19 protein-coding genes and 3 pseudogenes are annotated in these 12,624 nt (G+C 42.7%); 12 read left to right on the forward strand and 10 right to left on the reverse strand.

Features of this window, described 5'->3' with window-relative positions:
* Nucleotides 1–433, reverse strand: a 433-nt coding sequence (locus tag SYN7509_RS27090; protein ID WP_071994216.1) for a transposase, incomplete at its 3' end; no start/stop codon positions are given.
* Between the two features lie 20 nt (nt 434–453).
* Nucleotides 454–750 (reverse strand): hypothetical protein, encoded by a 297-nt coding sequence (locus SYN7509_RS29435; RefSeq protein ID WP_202807209.1) that lies wholly within the window; start codon nt 748–750, stop codon nt 454–456.
* Nucleotides 751–814: 64 nt separating this feature from the next.
* On the opposite strand from SYN7509_RS29435, the pseudogene SYN7509_RS0223290 reads away from it, so the two are divergent.
* Nucleotides 815–1,105: pseudogene (locus SYN7509_RS0223290) on the forward strand (DDE-type integrase/transposase/recombinase); the annotation flags it as partial.
* Nucleotides 1,106–1,107: 2 nt separating this feature from the next.
* On the opposite strand, the gene SYN7509_RS27100 reads toward SYN7509_RS0223290, so the two are convergent.
* Nucleotides 1,108–1,902 carry a DUF4158 domain-containing protein gene (locus tag SYN7509_RS27100; RefSeq protein WP_009630027.1) on the reverse strand — a complete coding sequence of 265 codons (795 nt, stop codon included), beginning with the start codon at nt 1,900–1,902 and terminating at the stop codon, nt 1,108–1,110.
* A 95-nt stretch (nt 1,903–1,997) separates the two neighbouring features.
* On the opposite strand from SYN7509_RS27100, the gene SYN7509_RS0223300 reads away from it, so the two are divergent.
* The gene (locus tag SYN7509_RS0223300; RefSeq protein ID WP_227501591.1) at nt 1,998–2,654 is read left to right on the forward strand and encodes a recombinase family protein; all 657 of its coding nucleotides are present in this window, start codon (nt 1,998–2,000) and stop codon (nt 2,652–2,654) included.
* Nucleotides 2,655–2,833: 179 nt separating this feature from the next.
* On the opposite strand, the gene SYN7509_RS0223305 is transcribed toward SYN7509_RS0223300, so the two are convergent.
* Nucleotides 2,834–3,106, reverse strand: coding sequence for a hypothetical protein (locus SYN7509_RS0223305; RefSeq protein WP_009630029.1), 273 nt, complete (start codon nt 3,104–3,106; stop codon nt 2,834–2,836).
* 20 nt (nt 3,107–3,126) lie between these two features.
* Entirely contained in the window at nt 3,127–4,029 is a 903-nt protein-coding gene (locus SYN7509_RS0223310; RefSeq protein ID WP_009630030.1) for a LysR family transcriptional regulator, read from the reverse strand.
* A gap of 155 nt (nt 4,030–4,184) precedes the next feature.
* Here SYN7509_RS0223310 and SYN7509_RS0223315 point away from each other — a divergent pair, with 155 nt between their 5' ends.
* From SYN7509_RS0223315 to SYN7509_RS30345, 4 genes are all read left to right on the forward strand, one after another.
* Complete coding sequence (locus tag SYN7509_RS0223315) at nt 4,185–4,628, forward strand: nuclear transport factor 2 family protein (protein ID WP_009630031.1); 444 nt, start codon at nt 4,185–4,187, stop codon at nt 4,626–4,628.
* Between the two features lie 14 nt (nt 4,629–4,642).
* On the forward strand, nt 4,643–4,858 hold the full coding sequence (locus SYN7509_RS0223320; protein WP_009630032.1) for a tautomerase family protein: 216 nt from the start codon (nt 4,643–4,645) through the stop codon (nt 4,856–4,858).
* Nucleotides 4,859–4,910: 52 nt separating this feature from the next.
* The gene (locus tag SYN7509_RS0223325) at nt 4,911–5,678 is read left to right on the forward strand and encodes an SDR family NAD(P)-dependent oxidoreductase (RefSeq protein ID WP_009630033.1); all 768 of its coding nucleotides are present in this window, start codon (nt 4,911–4,913) and stop codon (nt 5,676–5,678) included.
* A 185-nt stretch (nt 5,679–5,863) separates the two neighbouring features.
* Nucleotides 5,864–6,004 (forward strand): hypothetical protein, encoded by a 141-nt coding sequence (locus SYN7509_RS30345; protein ID WP_158506196.1) that lies wholly within the window; start codon nt 5,864–5,866, stop codon nt 6,002–6,004.
* A 133-nt stretch (nt 6,005–6,137) separates the two neighbouring features.
* On the opposite strand, the gene SYN7509_RS29440 is transcribed toward SYN7509_RS30345, so the two are convergent.
* On the reverse strand, nt 6,138–6,557 hold the full coding sequence (locus tag SYN7509_RS29440; protein WP_158506197.1) for an excalibur calcium-binding domain-containing protein: 420 nt from the start codon (nt 6,555–6,557) through the stop codon (nt 6,138–6,140).
* Nucleotides 6,558–6,887: 330 nt separating this feature from the next.
* Between SYN7509_RS29440 and SYN7509_RS27105 the strand changes: the two are divergent.
* Nucleotides 6,888–7,331 (forward strand): annotated as a pseudogene (locus tag SYN7509_RS27105) (IS6 family transposase); the annotation flags it as partial.
* On the opposite strand, the gene SYN7509_RS0223350 reads toward SYN7509_RS27105, so the two are convergent.
* Both SYN7509_RS0223350 and SYN7509_RS29445 read right to left on the reverse strand, forming a co-directional pair.
* Complete coding sequence (locus tag SYN7509_RS0223350; RefSeq protein WP_369792323.1) at nt 7,315–7,833, reverse strand: transposase; 519 nt, start codon at nt 7,831–7,833, stop codon at nt 7,315–7,317. The pseudogene SYN7509_RS27105 and the gene SYN7509_RS0223350 sit on opposite strands and share 17 nt — an antisense overlap.
* A gap of 8 nt (nt 7,834–7,841) precedes the next feature.
* Nucleotides 7,842–8,138 carry a hypothetical protein gene (locus tag SYN7509_RS29445; RefSeq protein ID WP_202807209.1) on the reverse strand — a complete coding sequence of 99 codons (297 nt, stop codon included), beginning with the start codon at nt 8,136–8,138 and terminating at the stop codon, nt 7,842–7,844.
* Nucleotides 8,139–8,202: 64 nt separating this feature from the next.
* Between SYN7509_RS29445 and SYN7509_RS0223360 the strand changes: the two are divergent.
* Nucleotides 8,203–8,493: pseudogene (locus SYN7509_RS0223360) on the forward strand (DDE-type integrase/transposase/recombinase); the annotation flags it as partial.
* Between the two features lie 80 nt (nt 8,494–8,573).
* On the opposite strand, the gene SYN7509_RS30350 reads toward SYN7509_RS0223360, so the two are convergent.
* Complete coding sequence (locus SYN7509_RS30350; protein ID WP_158506198.1) at nt 8,574–8,738, reverse strand: hypothetical protein; 165 nt, start codon at nt 8,736–8,738, stop codon at nt 8,574–8,576.
* A 9-nt stretch (nt 8,739–8,747) separates the two neighbouring features.
* On the opposite strand from SYN7509_RS30350, the gene SYN7509_RS0223365 reads away from it, so the two are divergent.
* The 4 genes from SYN7509_RS0223365 to SYN7509_RS27115 all read left to right on the forward strand — a co-directional run bounded on the left by SYN7509_RS0223365 (nt 8,748) and on the right by SYN7509_RS27115 (nt 11,235).
* The gene (locus SYN7509_RS0223365; RefSeq protein ID WP_158506199.1) at nt 8,748–9,665 is read left to right on the forward strand and encodes a transposase; all 918 of its coding nucleotides are present in this window, start codon (nt 8,748–8,750) and stop codon (nt 9,663–9,665) included.
* Nucleotides 9,666–10,067: 402 nt separating this feature from the next.
* Nucleotides 10,068–10,247 carry a DUF6888 family protein gene (locus SYN7509_RS31955; protein WP_028954560.1) on the forward strand — a complete coding sequence of 60 codons (180 nt, stop codon included), beginning with the start codon at nt 10,068–10,070 and terminating at the stop codon, nt 10,245–10,247.
* Nucleotides 10,240–10,452: a DUF6887 family protein gene (locus SYN7509_RS0223375; protein ID WP_009630319.1), complete on the forward strand. Its 213-nt coding sequence runs from the start codon at nt 10,240–10,242 to the stop codon at nt 10,450–10,452. Before SYN7509_RS31955 ends, SYN7509_RS0223375 begins: the two co-directional genes overlap by 8 nt.
* Nucleotides 10,453–10,569: 117 nt before the next feature.
* Complete coding sequence (locus SYN7509_RS27115) at nt 10,570–11,235, forward strand: hypothetical protein (RefSeq protein ID WP_009630320.1); 666 nt, start codon at nt 10,570–10,572, stop codon at nt 11,233–11,235.
* Between the two features lie 382 nt (nt 11,236–11,617).
* On the opposite strand, the gene SYN7509_RS27120 is transcribed toward SYN7509_RS27115, so the two are convergent.
* Nucleotides 11,618–12,358, reverse strand: coding sequence for a metallophosphoesterase (locus SYN7509_RS27120; protein ID WP_051482687.1), 741 nt, complete (start codon nt 12,356–12,358; stop codon nt 11,618–11,620).
* Between the last annotated feature and the right edge of the window lie 266 nt (nt 12,359–12,624).

Here is a 12,624-nt window from a genome sequence, read left to right on the forward strand (position 1 = left end):
AAATTCTTTCCCATCGAACAACAAGTCTACGGTATTTCCGTTGAAACCATGCAAAGCAGCGCTCTTGTTGAAAACGAGGGACTGACATTTTTATGGGTCTACCTCGATTTCTTTTAGTTTTCCAGGCTCGCTTCGGCAACTGCGGTCTAATACCACGTTTGCGTAAAGCCGCACGCAAATCTTTGGAGTCATAGCCTTTGTCCCCAGCCAGCACTTTGACCCGTTTACGGGGTCTGCCAGGAGAATTAATTTTGACAGTAACGCTATTCAATAGCGGCATCACTTGTTCTCTTTCACTACCATTAGCTGCGGTCGTGCAATTAGCCAGAGGCATACCATTACCGTCGGTCAAAGTATGAATTAAAATTCCTTTGCCCTTATAGCCATAAGCAACGTCCTCACCTCCTCCTTTCCCAGGGGGAAAAAGAGCCATCGACCGCACCATGACTCCAGTTAATTAATCCTTTTTCCGAGGCGATGCCTAATATCCTTGCTTGTAGTCGCTCTAGCGTTCCATCTGCTTGCCAGCTTTTTAGCCATCGGTGGGCTGAACTTTTTGATGCCCAAACTTCTCCCTTCGGTACATCGCACCAACGGCAGCCCGTAATCAATTGCCTTCATTAAGGTGTTGATTACATGACGGAAAGGCGCATGGGGCATTCCCCGTCCCCGTTTTTCTCCTTTCTCGCCGATCACATCCTCAAACAACTTCCATTCTAGATCGCTTAATCCCTCAAATCTTCCCGCCATATTCTGTAGGACTTAATCACTCTGACAATTAGATTATCACCTTTTGACCTTAGTGGGATAGATTCCTGCTTATCCAAAAGCGATTAACGTACTCAAAGCTGCCAATAAGTTACCCGAAGTAGTGAAATTACGACAGATTAAATATCTCAATAATATTGTGGAGCAAGACCATCGGGGGATAAAACGATTAGTCAAACCAGGAATGGGATTTGGCTCCTTCAACACTGCAAGAAGAACCATTCGGGGATATGAAACTCTGAACATGGTTAGAAAAGGACAAGTTATTGGTGTTCCCAGGGGAGCCATCAAAGAGCGACTTGTCTTTATCTATCAAATCTTTGGGGTAGTTGCATAATTTCAACTCCTGCCACAGGGGTTTTCTGTCTTCACTAAGTTTTTGCAACACAACCTACGATAGTGAGTAATAATTTTAGGTGGAACATTGGTAAACAGTTTGGTTGGTAATCCCAATTCCCGAATACATTGGAGTTTTTCTATTTCTTTAAGGATGCTTTTGAGGCTAGTTTTACCAGGGTCAGTCTTGAGAAAATTAAAAACTGATTGTTTAAATTGATTTTGCTCATCCTCAAGTCCAGATTGGGTATTGACCAAGGCATCCATCTTCTTCAATGTAATTAGCTCGATTTGCTGGAATATTCCTACACAAAAGATTTTTTCATTCTTACTCACCGTAGACCTAATTAAACGCTCAAGTCTTTCTGGAGATGGTGGTTCTAGCTTCAACTCGCGCAAACGTTTTTTAGCTGCGGCTTCCAAGTGGGACTCCGTACGGTCATATGCCAAAATTTTCTCGCATAGCCAAGTTTTCAAATCCTTTTTATCTTGAGATGTAATTTTTCGGAAGCCAAAAAACAAACGTATATCTGCCCGATGACGTTCAATGGTGCGTCCATCAAACGAATATTCTTTATACTGCTGTGGTGACAGAGAAAGCAGTCTTGCTATGTAGGAAACAACCATAGACGGTACATCAGCCGCTTTTCGTGGAAATCTTGCTTCCATTTGAAAAAACTTCAGCAAAACAGCTTTGCCCAGACGATTCACTTCACTCTTGTTGTCTAGCAGCGCTATTTCTTCTGGTGTGAGCGTAAAATTCTCTATAAGTTCTTCTGCATCCCATTGACGCTTCAAAAATGTTGCTCCTCATCCTGGTTGCAGGATACAAAAGTTTATCTAGCTATCGTATCAGCTAAAGTGTAGGTTATTTGGTACACTAAAATAGAACCATGCTACAAGGGTTTAAGACGCATAAAATCCAGAGGGTTCAATTGGTACAAAAAGTTGCCATTTATTGCAGAGTTTCCACCACTGACCAATCCTGTGAGCGGCAAGAACGGGATTTATTAGAATATGCCGCTATTTCAAACTTTGAGGTAGTTGGCGTTTGGAAGGAAACGGCTTCTGGGACTAAAAATAACCGCGTCGAGCGCAAACTTGTGATGGCTTTGGCTCAGAATCACAGTATTAATGCCATTTTAGTCACAGAGATGACTCGCTGGGGACGCAGCACCATTGACTTGATTGAGACGTTACAGTCACTTCAGAATTGGGGTGTTTCTTTGATTGCCCAAACCGGGCTGCAATTTGATTTGAATACCGCACAAGGTAGATTAATCGCTCATCTCATGGCATCAATTGCTGAATTTGAACGAGATTTGGTGCGAGAGAGGGTACGAAGTGGGGTGGCGGCAGCTAAAGCGCGAGGTCAAAAGTTTGGTAGGCAACCAGGACAACGGGTAAAAGCCGATAAGTTAGCCCCCAAAGTTTTGCAGATGGTTAGTGACGGGTATTCTTATCGCAAAATTGCTGATTCACTCAACCTTAGTAAAACAACGGTCAATGATATTATCAAACGCCACAGGGAATCAGGTTCTCAAGACTGAAAACAATTTTTTCTGCAACTTAATCTAGGACTAATTTCTAGCCCTTGCGTGGCGGTAAAATATCTCTTCGCTACTTTTACCCCATATAGAAAGGATTTATGCCTGTGAATTTCAATATTTACCTCAACCAACTAACAATTTGATTAACTCATTACTTTTGAGCGTAATAGCTATTATTCTTAAAACTTCTTACCCTCTGTTGAAGCCGACAAAGCACTCTTAGCCGCATGACGATAGAACCTCGGTGTTAGCGAGGTATCCTTAGTCAATCTCCAGTGCGGCATAACAATTCGCTTGGAGCGGACTACCGAAAGATACTGGTACGTTGCAAAGGGCATTCGCAGCCGCTCAAGCGCACCATTAGACCGATGATTTTGTAATAGTCCGGTTGTGAAAAATTGATCTTGATATACTGCTTTTGCTGCGCTATTACTATTTGTAAATCCCGGCATTTCTGTTGGCTTGCTAAAGGTTAAAGTCTGGCAGCAATTGATGCAAGAGCCTCCGACATGAAGTCTATGAATACTTGAAGTTTTCCAGAGTGTTGGCGATGTTTTGGGTAAATCGCATAAAGGGTCAAAGGTTCCGTAGACCATTCTTTCAAGACAGCTTTCAGCATCCCACGTTCTAATCCATCTAAGACTGTGAACATGGGCAAAAAAATCAAACCGAGTCCCGCGACAGCAGCTTGACTTGCAGCAAGGCTATTGTTCACTTTTAAAGATCCATCAACATACACTGACACTGTTTCATGACCTCGCCAAAAACTCCATTCATGGGGCGATCGTGCCAGCGTGTAAACTACACAACGGTGCTGCTTTAGATCCTCCGGCGATTTAGGTTCACCATACTGCTTTAGATATGCCGGTGACGCGCAAACGACTCGTTGAATATCGCCGATGCGATGTGAGACCAGACTATTATCGTTGACCAATCCGCCCCCTCTGATCCCCACATCAAATCCCTCCTCAATGAGATCCACATAGCGATCGTTGAGGATAAGTTCGATCCGTATATCTGGATAAATGGATTGAAATTCATAAATCGCTGTTGCGACATGGGTTAAACCCAGAGACATTGGTGCTGTCACGCGAAGCAGTCCGTGAGGTTTGACCGAGAGATCGGCAATAAATTCTTCAGCACGTTCCAGTTCATCCAGAATCGAGGAAACCCTCTGAAAATAGACTCGTCCTGCTTCAGTCAAGTTCAGACGTCTGGTTGTCCGATGGATCAACTGGGTTCCCAGTTTTTTCTCTAGTTCCTGGACATTTTTACTGACGGCGGCATTTGATAAGTTCAGCGCATCTGCTGCACGGCTAAAACTCTCCAACTCAACGACCCGTCTAAAGACGTTCAGAGCAATTAATTTGTCCATAGAAAACCACTTCCAAAATGATCCATCGCGCCACCTACATTATTCACTATAGGTGAAAAGTTATTCAACTAAATCGACCTTTATCTTTTTTGGGTGAAGAGTTATGGTCAAGAGTATGCGCTTCAATCTACGATCACCCGAAGCGCGGAGGAACTATGAATCAAGCACAGGGCTATGCGATGGATAAACAGGTTTACGGCATTGAATATTTCGCGATCATTGATCTGCTCAAGCGATATTATGACGCTTTATATCGTTGTGATACCGCTCTCTTGGCAACCGTATTTCATGCCAATGCGCAATACTTCACGGCATCTAGCGGGGAACTATTGCACCTTGATATGCATTCCTATTTCCCGATCGTTGAGCAACGAACTTCTCCAGAATCTTCCGGTGAACCCTATACATTCTCGATCAATTCGATCGAGTTAGCTGGGGCTGTAACCGCGATCGCGCAAATGCGTTGTTCCATGCTAGGCAAAGATTTTATTGATCTCCTCAGCCTTGTTCAGCTTGAGGGCGAGTGGAAAATCATTGCTAAAGTCTTTCACTACACAATCCATGCAGACAAGGCAATATTGCCAACAAGCCAGAATTAACGGGAGGTCAAACCATGCCCTATGTAAATATCAAAATCACTCGTGAAGACGCAACAGCCAAGCAAAAAGCTGAACTCATCAAAGGTGTAACAGAACTTTTGGTGCGCGTTCTAAACAAGACACCCGCAACGACATTTGTCGTTATTGATGAAGTTGCGACTGAAGATTGGGGAATTGCTGGCGTGCCTGTGAAAGGAATTCGGCAAGGCATTCAGCAACAATCATCCTGAAAAATGTCGATCCAGACAGTCAAATATTTGAACCAAATTGGAGGTAGATAGCATGACAACTCAGACTGTAATTATCACGGGCGGTGCAACTGGCTTAGGTTATGCGATTGCTGAAGCATTTTTGCACAATCAGGCGAATGTGATATTGAACGGGAGAACATTCTCAAAGCTTGAAACGGCGGCTCAAAAACTCGATCAATCCGATCGTATCCATCTTGTAGCAGGTGACATTACCGATCCGACATTTGCCCCAAAATTAGTTAACGAAGCTGTTTCCAGGTTTGGTCGAGTGAATGTACTCATTAATAATGCTGGCATCTTTGCGGTCAAACCCTTCACTGAATATAGCATTGGTGAGTTAGACCAATATCTAAACTATGTTCGCGGTACCTTTGCACTTACCCAGGAAGCCGTCAAGCAAATGCGCTTGCAAGGAAATGGCGGCGCAATTATCAACATTGGGACGATTCTCACATTCCACGCTAGCCAGTCAATTCCTGCTTCAGCACCGATTATGGCGAAAGCCGCAATTACAGCTATGGCGAAAAACCTATCCTTTGAGTTAGCCGAGGATAGGATTCGGATCAACACGATCGCGCCTGGGATTGTACCAACACCACTTCATGGTGAACTGACCCAAGAAACATTAAATTATTTAGATCGGCAGCATCCTCTGGGTCGGGTTGGCACGCCCAAAGATATCGCCGATGCCGTTCTATATTTGGCCAATGCAAGCTGGGTCACGGGGGTAATCCTCCCGGTGGATGGTGGTATTGCCTCTGGAGGAGATGGCTTTAACAATCGCCAGCAAGCTGCTTAATGGAGTGTCGATCGCAGCCTACTAGGGGTAAAGCTAGCGAGCGTGTCATGAGGGGCAAGATAGTACAAATTTACCTAAAAACGAGGTTTTTAGTATGCCGATGACAGGACTAAAACCCTTATTCTTTCGTTACAGCCTTGTCTAACCTGAAGCAAACAAGACTTGGATGATTTACCCTTAAACCGATGAGTACAAAGTTTATACAGCAAGGCTTTCAACCTATCTTGCCCCTAGCGTCAGCGTTAGCTATATCTACCCCTAAAAGCTATCAAAGAACTCATTGCCGCCAAAAAGTTACCCAAAATAGTGAAGTTACGACAGAGTAAGTACTCAATAACATGGTTGAACAAGACCATGGAGGGATAAAACGATTAGTTAAACCGGGCATGGGATTTGGGAAAGCAAGGCCAATACTGCAATGCGTGGGATTTTCCTAGTAACGATCTTAAGATGAACTGATTAACCCTTTGGTAAGCTCTCACAAGGTATCCCGTCTTTATCGTTGTCTAATCTGGGGTTCGCGCTTAAAGCAGCTTTAGCTTCTGCCTGTGTTGCAAAGTCACTGCATTTAGCCCCGCTACTACTTCTTTTTCGCGATTTTTTTGGGGGTGCTTCAGCAGGTTCATCCTTAACTACCGTAAGTTTTGGAGTCCGTGTCACAGGTTCCGCTTTCTTAAGTGCCTCTGTCTTTTGAAGTGAAGGTTTTGGTGATGTCGTTTTAGTGACAACTGGAGACGGTGAAGGTTTTGGTGATGGCGATGCAGCTGGTGTAGGTGAAGCGCTAGCTGAAGTAGTTGGTGTAGGTGCAACTGTTGTATTTTCCGGTGGTGATGCTCCGCATCCGCTCAAGGAGAGTAAAACAATTCCTCCGTAAATCAAAGAACTTCTCCCTCTGGTTTTCTCCCCCCGTGGTACAACACAGCGTGGGTTTATTAAACCGACTAAGAGGGCGAGAAAGGAAAACAAGTTGATTAGCGAGAATAACCTAGCCATAATACAACCACTGATAGCGATACTAAATGGTATGTCAGCTATCTACTGGCGGAAGAAAAAGGAAAAGATTTTTTACACAGTCGGTTAAGAGTTCAGCAGGCGATCACTACGACGGCTTTAAAAGCCCCTAGCTGGGATGATAGTTAAAACGGTTGTGTTGCAAAAAATGGTAGGCTGAAATAATTCCGCTAGAGAAAATCATTGTACCGGCCTCTAATGAATTCTAAATCCCCCTTCAAGTGGCGGCATTATCAGTCAGAAATCATCCTACGTTGTGTTCGGTGGTATCTAAGCTATCCGCTTTCCTATCGCCAAGTAACAGAGATGGTGAACGAGCGGGGATTAGATATACATCACAGCACCGTCTTCCGTTGGGTGCAAGAATATAGTCCAGAAATGGACAAACGAGTCAGACCGTATCTAAAGCTTACTAATGACTCATGGCGGGTAGATGAAACCTATATTTTGGTCAAAGGCAAGCAGAAGTATTTATACCGAGCAGTCGATTCGGCAGGGAACACCTTAGACTTCCTCCTCACAGCGAAGCGGGATGCGAAAGCGGCGAAACGGTTTTTGCGTAAGACATTGAAAGCAATTCACACTTTCGTACCAAGAGTCATCACTGTGGATAAGAACCCTGAACCTATCCCAGTAATAAAATTCTGTTAATCCAAATGTGAATTGTTGCAAGGGAAATAAAAGCATTAAAGCAGGCAGAAATTCTTTCCCATCGAACAACAAGTCTACGGTATTTCCGTTGAAACCATGCAAAGCAGCGCTCTTGTTGAAAACGAGGGACTGACATTTTTATGGGTCTACCTCGATTTCTTTTAGTTTTCCAGGCTCGCTTCGGCAACTGCGGTCTAATACCACGTTTGCGTAAAGCCGCACGCAAATCTTTGGAGTCATAGCCTTTGTCCCCAGCCAGCACTTTGACCCGTTTACGGGGTCTGCCAGGAGAATTAGTTTTGACAGTAACGCTATTCAATAGCGGCATCACTTGTTCTCTTTCACTACCATTAGCTGCGGTCGTGCAATTAGCCAGAGGCATACCATTACCGTCGGTCAAAGTATGAATTAAAATTCCTTTGCCCTTATAGCCATAAGCAACGTCCTCACCTCCTCCTTTCCCAGGGGGAAAAAGAGCCATCGACCGCACCATGACTCCAGTTAATTAATCCTTTTTCCGAGGCGATGCCTAATATCCTTGCTTGTAGTCGCTCTAGCGTTCCATCTGCTTGCCAGCTTTTTAGCCATCGGTGGGCTGAACTTTTTGATGCCCAAACTTCTCCCTTCGGTACATCGCACCAACGGCAGCCCGTAATCAATTGCCTTCATTAAGGTGTTGATTACATGACGGAAAGGCGCATGGGGCATTCCCCGTCCCCGTTTTTCTCCTTTCTCGCCGATCACATCCTCAAACAACTTCCATTCTAGATCGCTTAATCCCTCAAATCTTCCCGCCATATTCTGTAGGACTTAATCACTCTGACAATTAGATTATCACCTTTTGACCTTAGTGGGATAGATTCCTGCTTATCCAAAAGCGATTAACGTACTCAAAGCTGCCAATAAGTTACCCGAAGTAGTGAAATTACGACAGATTAAATATCTCAATAATATTGTGGAGCAAGACCATCGGGGGATAAAACGATTAGTCAAACCAGGAATGGGATTTGGCTCCTTCAACACTGCAAGAAGAACCATTCGGGGATATGAAACTCTGAACATGGTTAGAAAAGGACAAGTTATTGGTGTTCCCAGGGGAGCCATCAAAGAGCGACTTGTCTTTATCTATCAAATCTTTGGGGTAGTTGCATAATTTCAACTCCTGCCACAGGGGTTTTCTGTCTTCACTAAGTTTTTGCAACACAACCCATTCAGTGGCGCGATATTCGGCACTTAAAAACGCTCTGCTGGATGATGGTCGGCATGATTGAAAGCCAAAACGTTCATCTCAACGGCTTTGGAGTCTATATTAATAGTCGCGCCCAATACGCTCAATCTCACCAGCGACGATTTCGGCGCTGCCTCTCTAATCGTCGCATCGATATTTCTGCCACTCACCAAGTTCTGATGGCACAAGCCTTATCCACATGGGGCAAAAAACGACTGTATTTAAGCTTGGATACGACAATGGTGTGGAACTGTTTCTGCTTGATCTGGGTGGGGGTGGTCTATCGAGGACGCACGGTCGTCGTCGCTTGGCGGATTGTGCCGCAAGCCAGCAGCACTGTCAAATTGTGGGCAATTCAACGGGTGTTGCGACAAGCTGCACGGATCGTTCCGGCAGAAGTAGAGGTCGTTGTCTTGGCAGACAGAGGGTTTGCCGATGGCAAGTTCATGAAATACCTCCGAGAAACCTTGCAGTGGCACTTTCGGATTCGGATTAAACGTTCCTTTCAGTTTCAACTGGACGGTCAATGGCGCAAGGTTGCATCCGTTTCTCTTCCACCCGGTCAAGCCTATTTCACGCCAGCTATTGCCATTGGTAAGACCAGACCTTACGGGGATGTCTATTTAGCCTTTGCCCATGACCGCCAAAGTGGCGAAGATTGGGTGATTGTCAGCGATGAACCGACGACTCTTCAGACCTTTGCCCAATATCGCTTGAGGTTTCAAGTGGAAGAATCATTTTTGGATTTGAAATCGAACGGCTTTAATCTCGAAGCCTCTCGGTTGCGAGACAAGTTTGCCCTCACGCAACTGTGTGGGGTCATTGCTCTGACCACGCTATTTTTAGTTTTACAAGGGACGCAAGTTGTGACCTCTGGAAAGCGTCGATTCGTCGATACTCACTGGAATCGTGGCATGAGTTATCTCAGGCTGGGTTGGAACTGGATTCGTCTTGCCCTGACTCGTCAGTGGGAAATTCAGATTTATCCATGCCTCTCCAGTCTGCCTGACCCCGAACCTGCCTTTGCTTCTAAGCGTCAACAGGAGAACGAGTTTATGCGTGAATTCGTTGTTCTCAGCCGCATTCCAGCTTCTTAGTTTTGTCAGTCAAGCAGATTAGTGACCATACCGCACAATTTGTTTGTTTTGCCAGCTACTTGAAGAAAGGTTAAAGCAATAGGGTTGAAGCGACACAATAAGAAGATAGGAAGTCGCAATTAAGAGCGCCAAGAGCGAGTTCTGTTACTCACCGATACTGGGGTACAAGGTAAAGTTAGCGATCACGCGGCAGTTTGCGGCTCAAAGTGTCATCAGCGCTGATAATTTAGTCTACACAACCCAAACTGATTTAATGGAGAAAGAGAGTGAAGCTATTGAAAGTTTGACTGCTGTTTAGGCGATCGCTTTTAATGAAAAACAATCTGCATTAAAATGTTAATGAGAAATGTAATTAATGACTGAAAAAGCGCTTTTACTCAATCACAGAGGGACAGAAAATAATTGCCTACATTAGAACAAGGAATAATGACAATAATTGTTTGTCAAATGTTATCTAATTTATTTCTAGATATAGTTTTGTTTCGTTACGATAATCTCACAAAAGAAGTTTATATTTTAGCCAGTAAAGACATTCAAATCAAAATACCGTCAAATGGAAGGTGGGAGTTTATAAATGACTAAGCAAAATTTTGAAAAAATGACCAAAGTTGACCTACTAGCTTATGTAAAAGTGAATCGCACTGATGATGAGGCAATCAGGGAATTATTTAGCGATCGCCGCAACCCCAACCGTACTATTTATCCTTCATTGGTAAACTCAAACGAAGACGAGATAAAACAGATAGAAAATGAATTAAGTCAAAAATTAAAAGAGCGCGCCAACTAATGCGCGTCGCACGTAAGGCGTATGCAGCAGATTCGCCGCCTTACGTTTCGCTGCCTCTCCCCGCCTGTTAGACCATGCGGTTTTCACGGAACTAGCGTGACCCATTAAAATATATTCATGAAACCTACATTTTTAATCTTTGTTTCTTTAATAGCGCTTATAAGCTGTAGCACACCAACTATTGACTCAGCTACTAAAACACAGTCTTCACCTGAGCTTTCAGTAAATCCTGAGATAACGCAACCAATACCTAATTCGAGTCCAGATACGCCTAGTTCTAAAGCTTTAACAATATCACCAACCGGAATCGGAATTGCTAATTTGGGTATGACTTTTGGGCAACTTAAACAAGCACTGGGAAAGAACGCAAAGTTTCAAGTAGTGTCACCTTTCAGAGTAGATTTTGATGCGATCTCAATCAGCCAATCTGGAAAAATACAATACTACATCCTTTATCCAGCGAGGACAACTTTTGCTAATTCAGACTCAATTGAATTGTTGCTTACTGAAAATTCTAATTTTCGCACAGTTGAAGGAGTTGGACCAGGAATCTCTTTGAAACAAGCGGAGGCAGTTTACGGAGAAGCTACCTTAGCATACAATACTCAAAATGAATCTAGAGAACAAGTAAAATTTGCTAATCAACCTGCTGAAAAATTACTGTTTCAGCCAATTGCTCCAAATCAAGATTTCGCGGGGATTTATCCGTCTCAAGCTGGGGAGTATAACGAAACAAAAAAGTTTCGAGAATCTGCCATAATTCGCTCAGTTTTAGTCCAATAGCATTTTCTAATAGTTGTGTTGCAAGAAATGATGGGCTAAGATAATCCCTTCAAAAATACTTCTACTGCATCTGATAAATTCTTAAACCCAGTTGTGCTGCAAAAAACTTTTGTTTTCAACAATTTGTAATAATAAACAATCAAACACTAAATATAGAGTTTAATTATGTACTAAATTATTCATTTTATTAGCTGCTAATTAAAATAATCTGCAAAATATTTTTAGTTCAAAATTACAAAAATGACTGCCTTTTAATTTCTAAAAAAATGAAGTTATAAAATAAATTATGCTTTGAAATTACAAGAAAGAACAATTGCAGACACAGATAGTTTTCATTTTCTCGCAATACAACCCTGTTTCCTAAATCAATACTTGGTAACACTTAGTTTAGAAACCACTCAAAATAACTAATTTCTGGAACTACACCTATTCTCACGGGTAAAACTGAAACTCCTAGTCCACGCGATACATACATGGCGATCACACCATCTCGATACCAACCACTAACATAACGCCCGCTTCCATTAGGACGTAAAGGAGCAAAACCAAATAATGATAATTGTCCGCCATGAGTATGCCCTGATAGCATATATTGTGGTTTGTATTGTGCTATTTTTGCTAACTCATCTCTTGTAAATAAATCTCGATAGGCTGGCGAGTGAGCAAGTAATAAATGGTTTTGTTGAGGAAGAACACCTTGAAGTGATTTGATTAAATCGGGTTTACTAACTAAATCATCTAATCCTGTAATCAATACAGAGCGCTCACTATAGTTATGTAAAATGCTTTCATTAATTAATAAGCGGCAATTATGATTAGCATAGATTTGGGTCAACCGTTTTAAATCAACACCTGCCCAGTATTCCCAATTACCCATAATTGCATACTTAGCTGTTTGCTTGTTAAGGAGCGACAAAAAGCGCTCAAATCCATCAAGCTGCTCGACTTTATCAATCGAGTCTCCAGTAAACAGTACAACATTTGGATTAAGTTTATTAATTTGCTCGGCAATATGTTGGGCGCGGTTATTAAATTGTTTGAGATGGAGATCACTGATTTGGACAATCTTGAAATTATTGTCTTTATAAGCAAATTGTTGATTAAGTTGATAACGTGTAACCACAAAACGATTCGGCTCAATAACAAAAGCATACAGTATCAATAAACAAAGACTAACAAAGATGGCAAGTAGAATAAATTGGCACTTTTTCCTTTTTTTGGTTAGCATTATTTAAGATTTTTCGGAAATTATCTAAAAATAGTACAGGGTATAGTTGTACATAAGTGGCAACAACTATTGAAACAGGAAGCAAGAATAGGTCTATAACCTGTCTTAAAACTAATATTACCCTTGACTATGATATTCACTCTTAACCTATTACTCGGAAT

This window comes from Synechocystis sp. PCC 7509 (assembly GCF_000332075.2).
Lineage (GTDB): Bacteria > Cyanobacteriota > Cyanobacteriia > Cyanobacteriales > Chroococcidiopsidaceae > Aliterella.

Bases quoted from the DNA above. Each gene is read 5' to 3' on its own strand.
- SYN7509_RS29435 (WP_202807209.1), bottom strand. From the start codon at position 750: ATGGCGGGAAGATTTGAGGGATTAAGCGATCTAGAATGGAAGTTGTTT.
- SYN7509_RS0223300 (WP_227501591.1), top strand. From the start codon at position 1,998: ATGCTACAAGGGTTTAAGACGCATAAAATCCAGAGGGTTCAATTGGTA.
- SYN7509_RS0223305 (WP_009630029.1), bottom strand. From the start codon at position 3,106: ATGCCGGGATTTACAAATAGTAATAGCGCAGCAAAAGCAGTATATCAA.
- SYN7509_RS0223310 (WP_009630030.1), bottom strand. From the start codon at position 4,029: ATGGACAAATTAATTGCTCTGAACGTCTTTAGACGGGTCGTTGAGTTG.
- SYN7509_RS0223315 (WP_009630031.1), top strand. From the start codon at position 4,185: ATGAATCAAGCACAGGGCTATGCGATGGATAAACAGGTTTACGGCATT.
- SYN7509_RS0223320 (WP_009630032.1), top strand. From the start codon at position 4,643: ATGCCCTATGTAAATATCAAAATCACTCGTGAAGACGCAACAGCCAAG.
- SYN7509_RS0223325 (WP_009630033.1), top strand. From the start codon at position 4,911: ATGACAACTCAGACTGTAATTATCACGGGCGGTGCAACTGGCTTAGGT.
- SYN7509_RS30345 (WP_158506196.1), top strand. From the start codon at position 5,864: ATGAGTACAAAGTTTATACAGCAAGGCTTTCAACCTATCTTGCCCCTA.
- SYN7509_RS0223350 (WP_369792323.1), bottom strand. From the start codon at position 7,833: ATGGTGCGGTCGATGGCTCTTTTTCCCCCTGGGAAAGGAGGAGGTGAG.
- SYN7509_RS29445 (WP_202807209.1), bottom strand. From the start codon at position 8,138: ATGGCGGGAAGATTTGAGGGATTAAGCGATCTAGAATGGAAGTTGTTT.
- SYN7509_RS0223365 (WP_158506199.1), top strand. From the start codon at position 8,748: ATGGCACAAGCCTTATCCACATGGGGCAAAAAACGACTGTATTTAAGC.
- SYN7509_RS0223375 (WP_009630319.1), top strand. From the start codon at position 10,240: ATGACTAAGCAAAATTTTGAAAAAATGACCAAAGTTGACCTACTAGCT.
- SYN7509_RS27115 (WP_009630320.1), top strand. From the start codon at position 10,570: ATGAAACCTACATTTTTAATCTTTGTTTCTTTAATAGCGCTTATAAGC.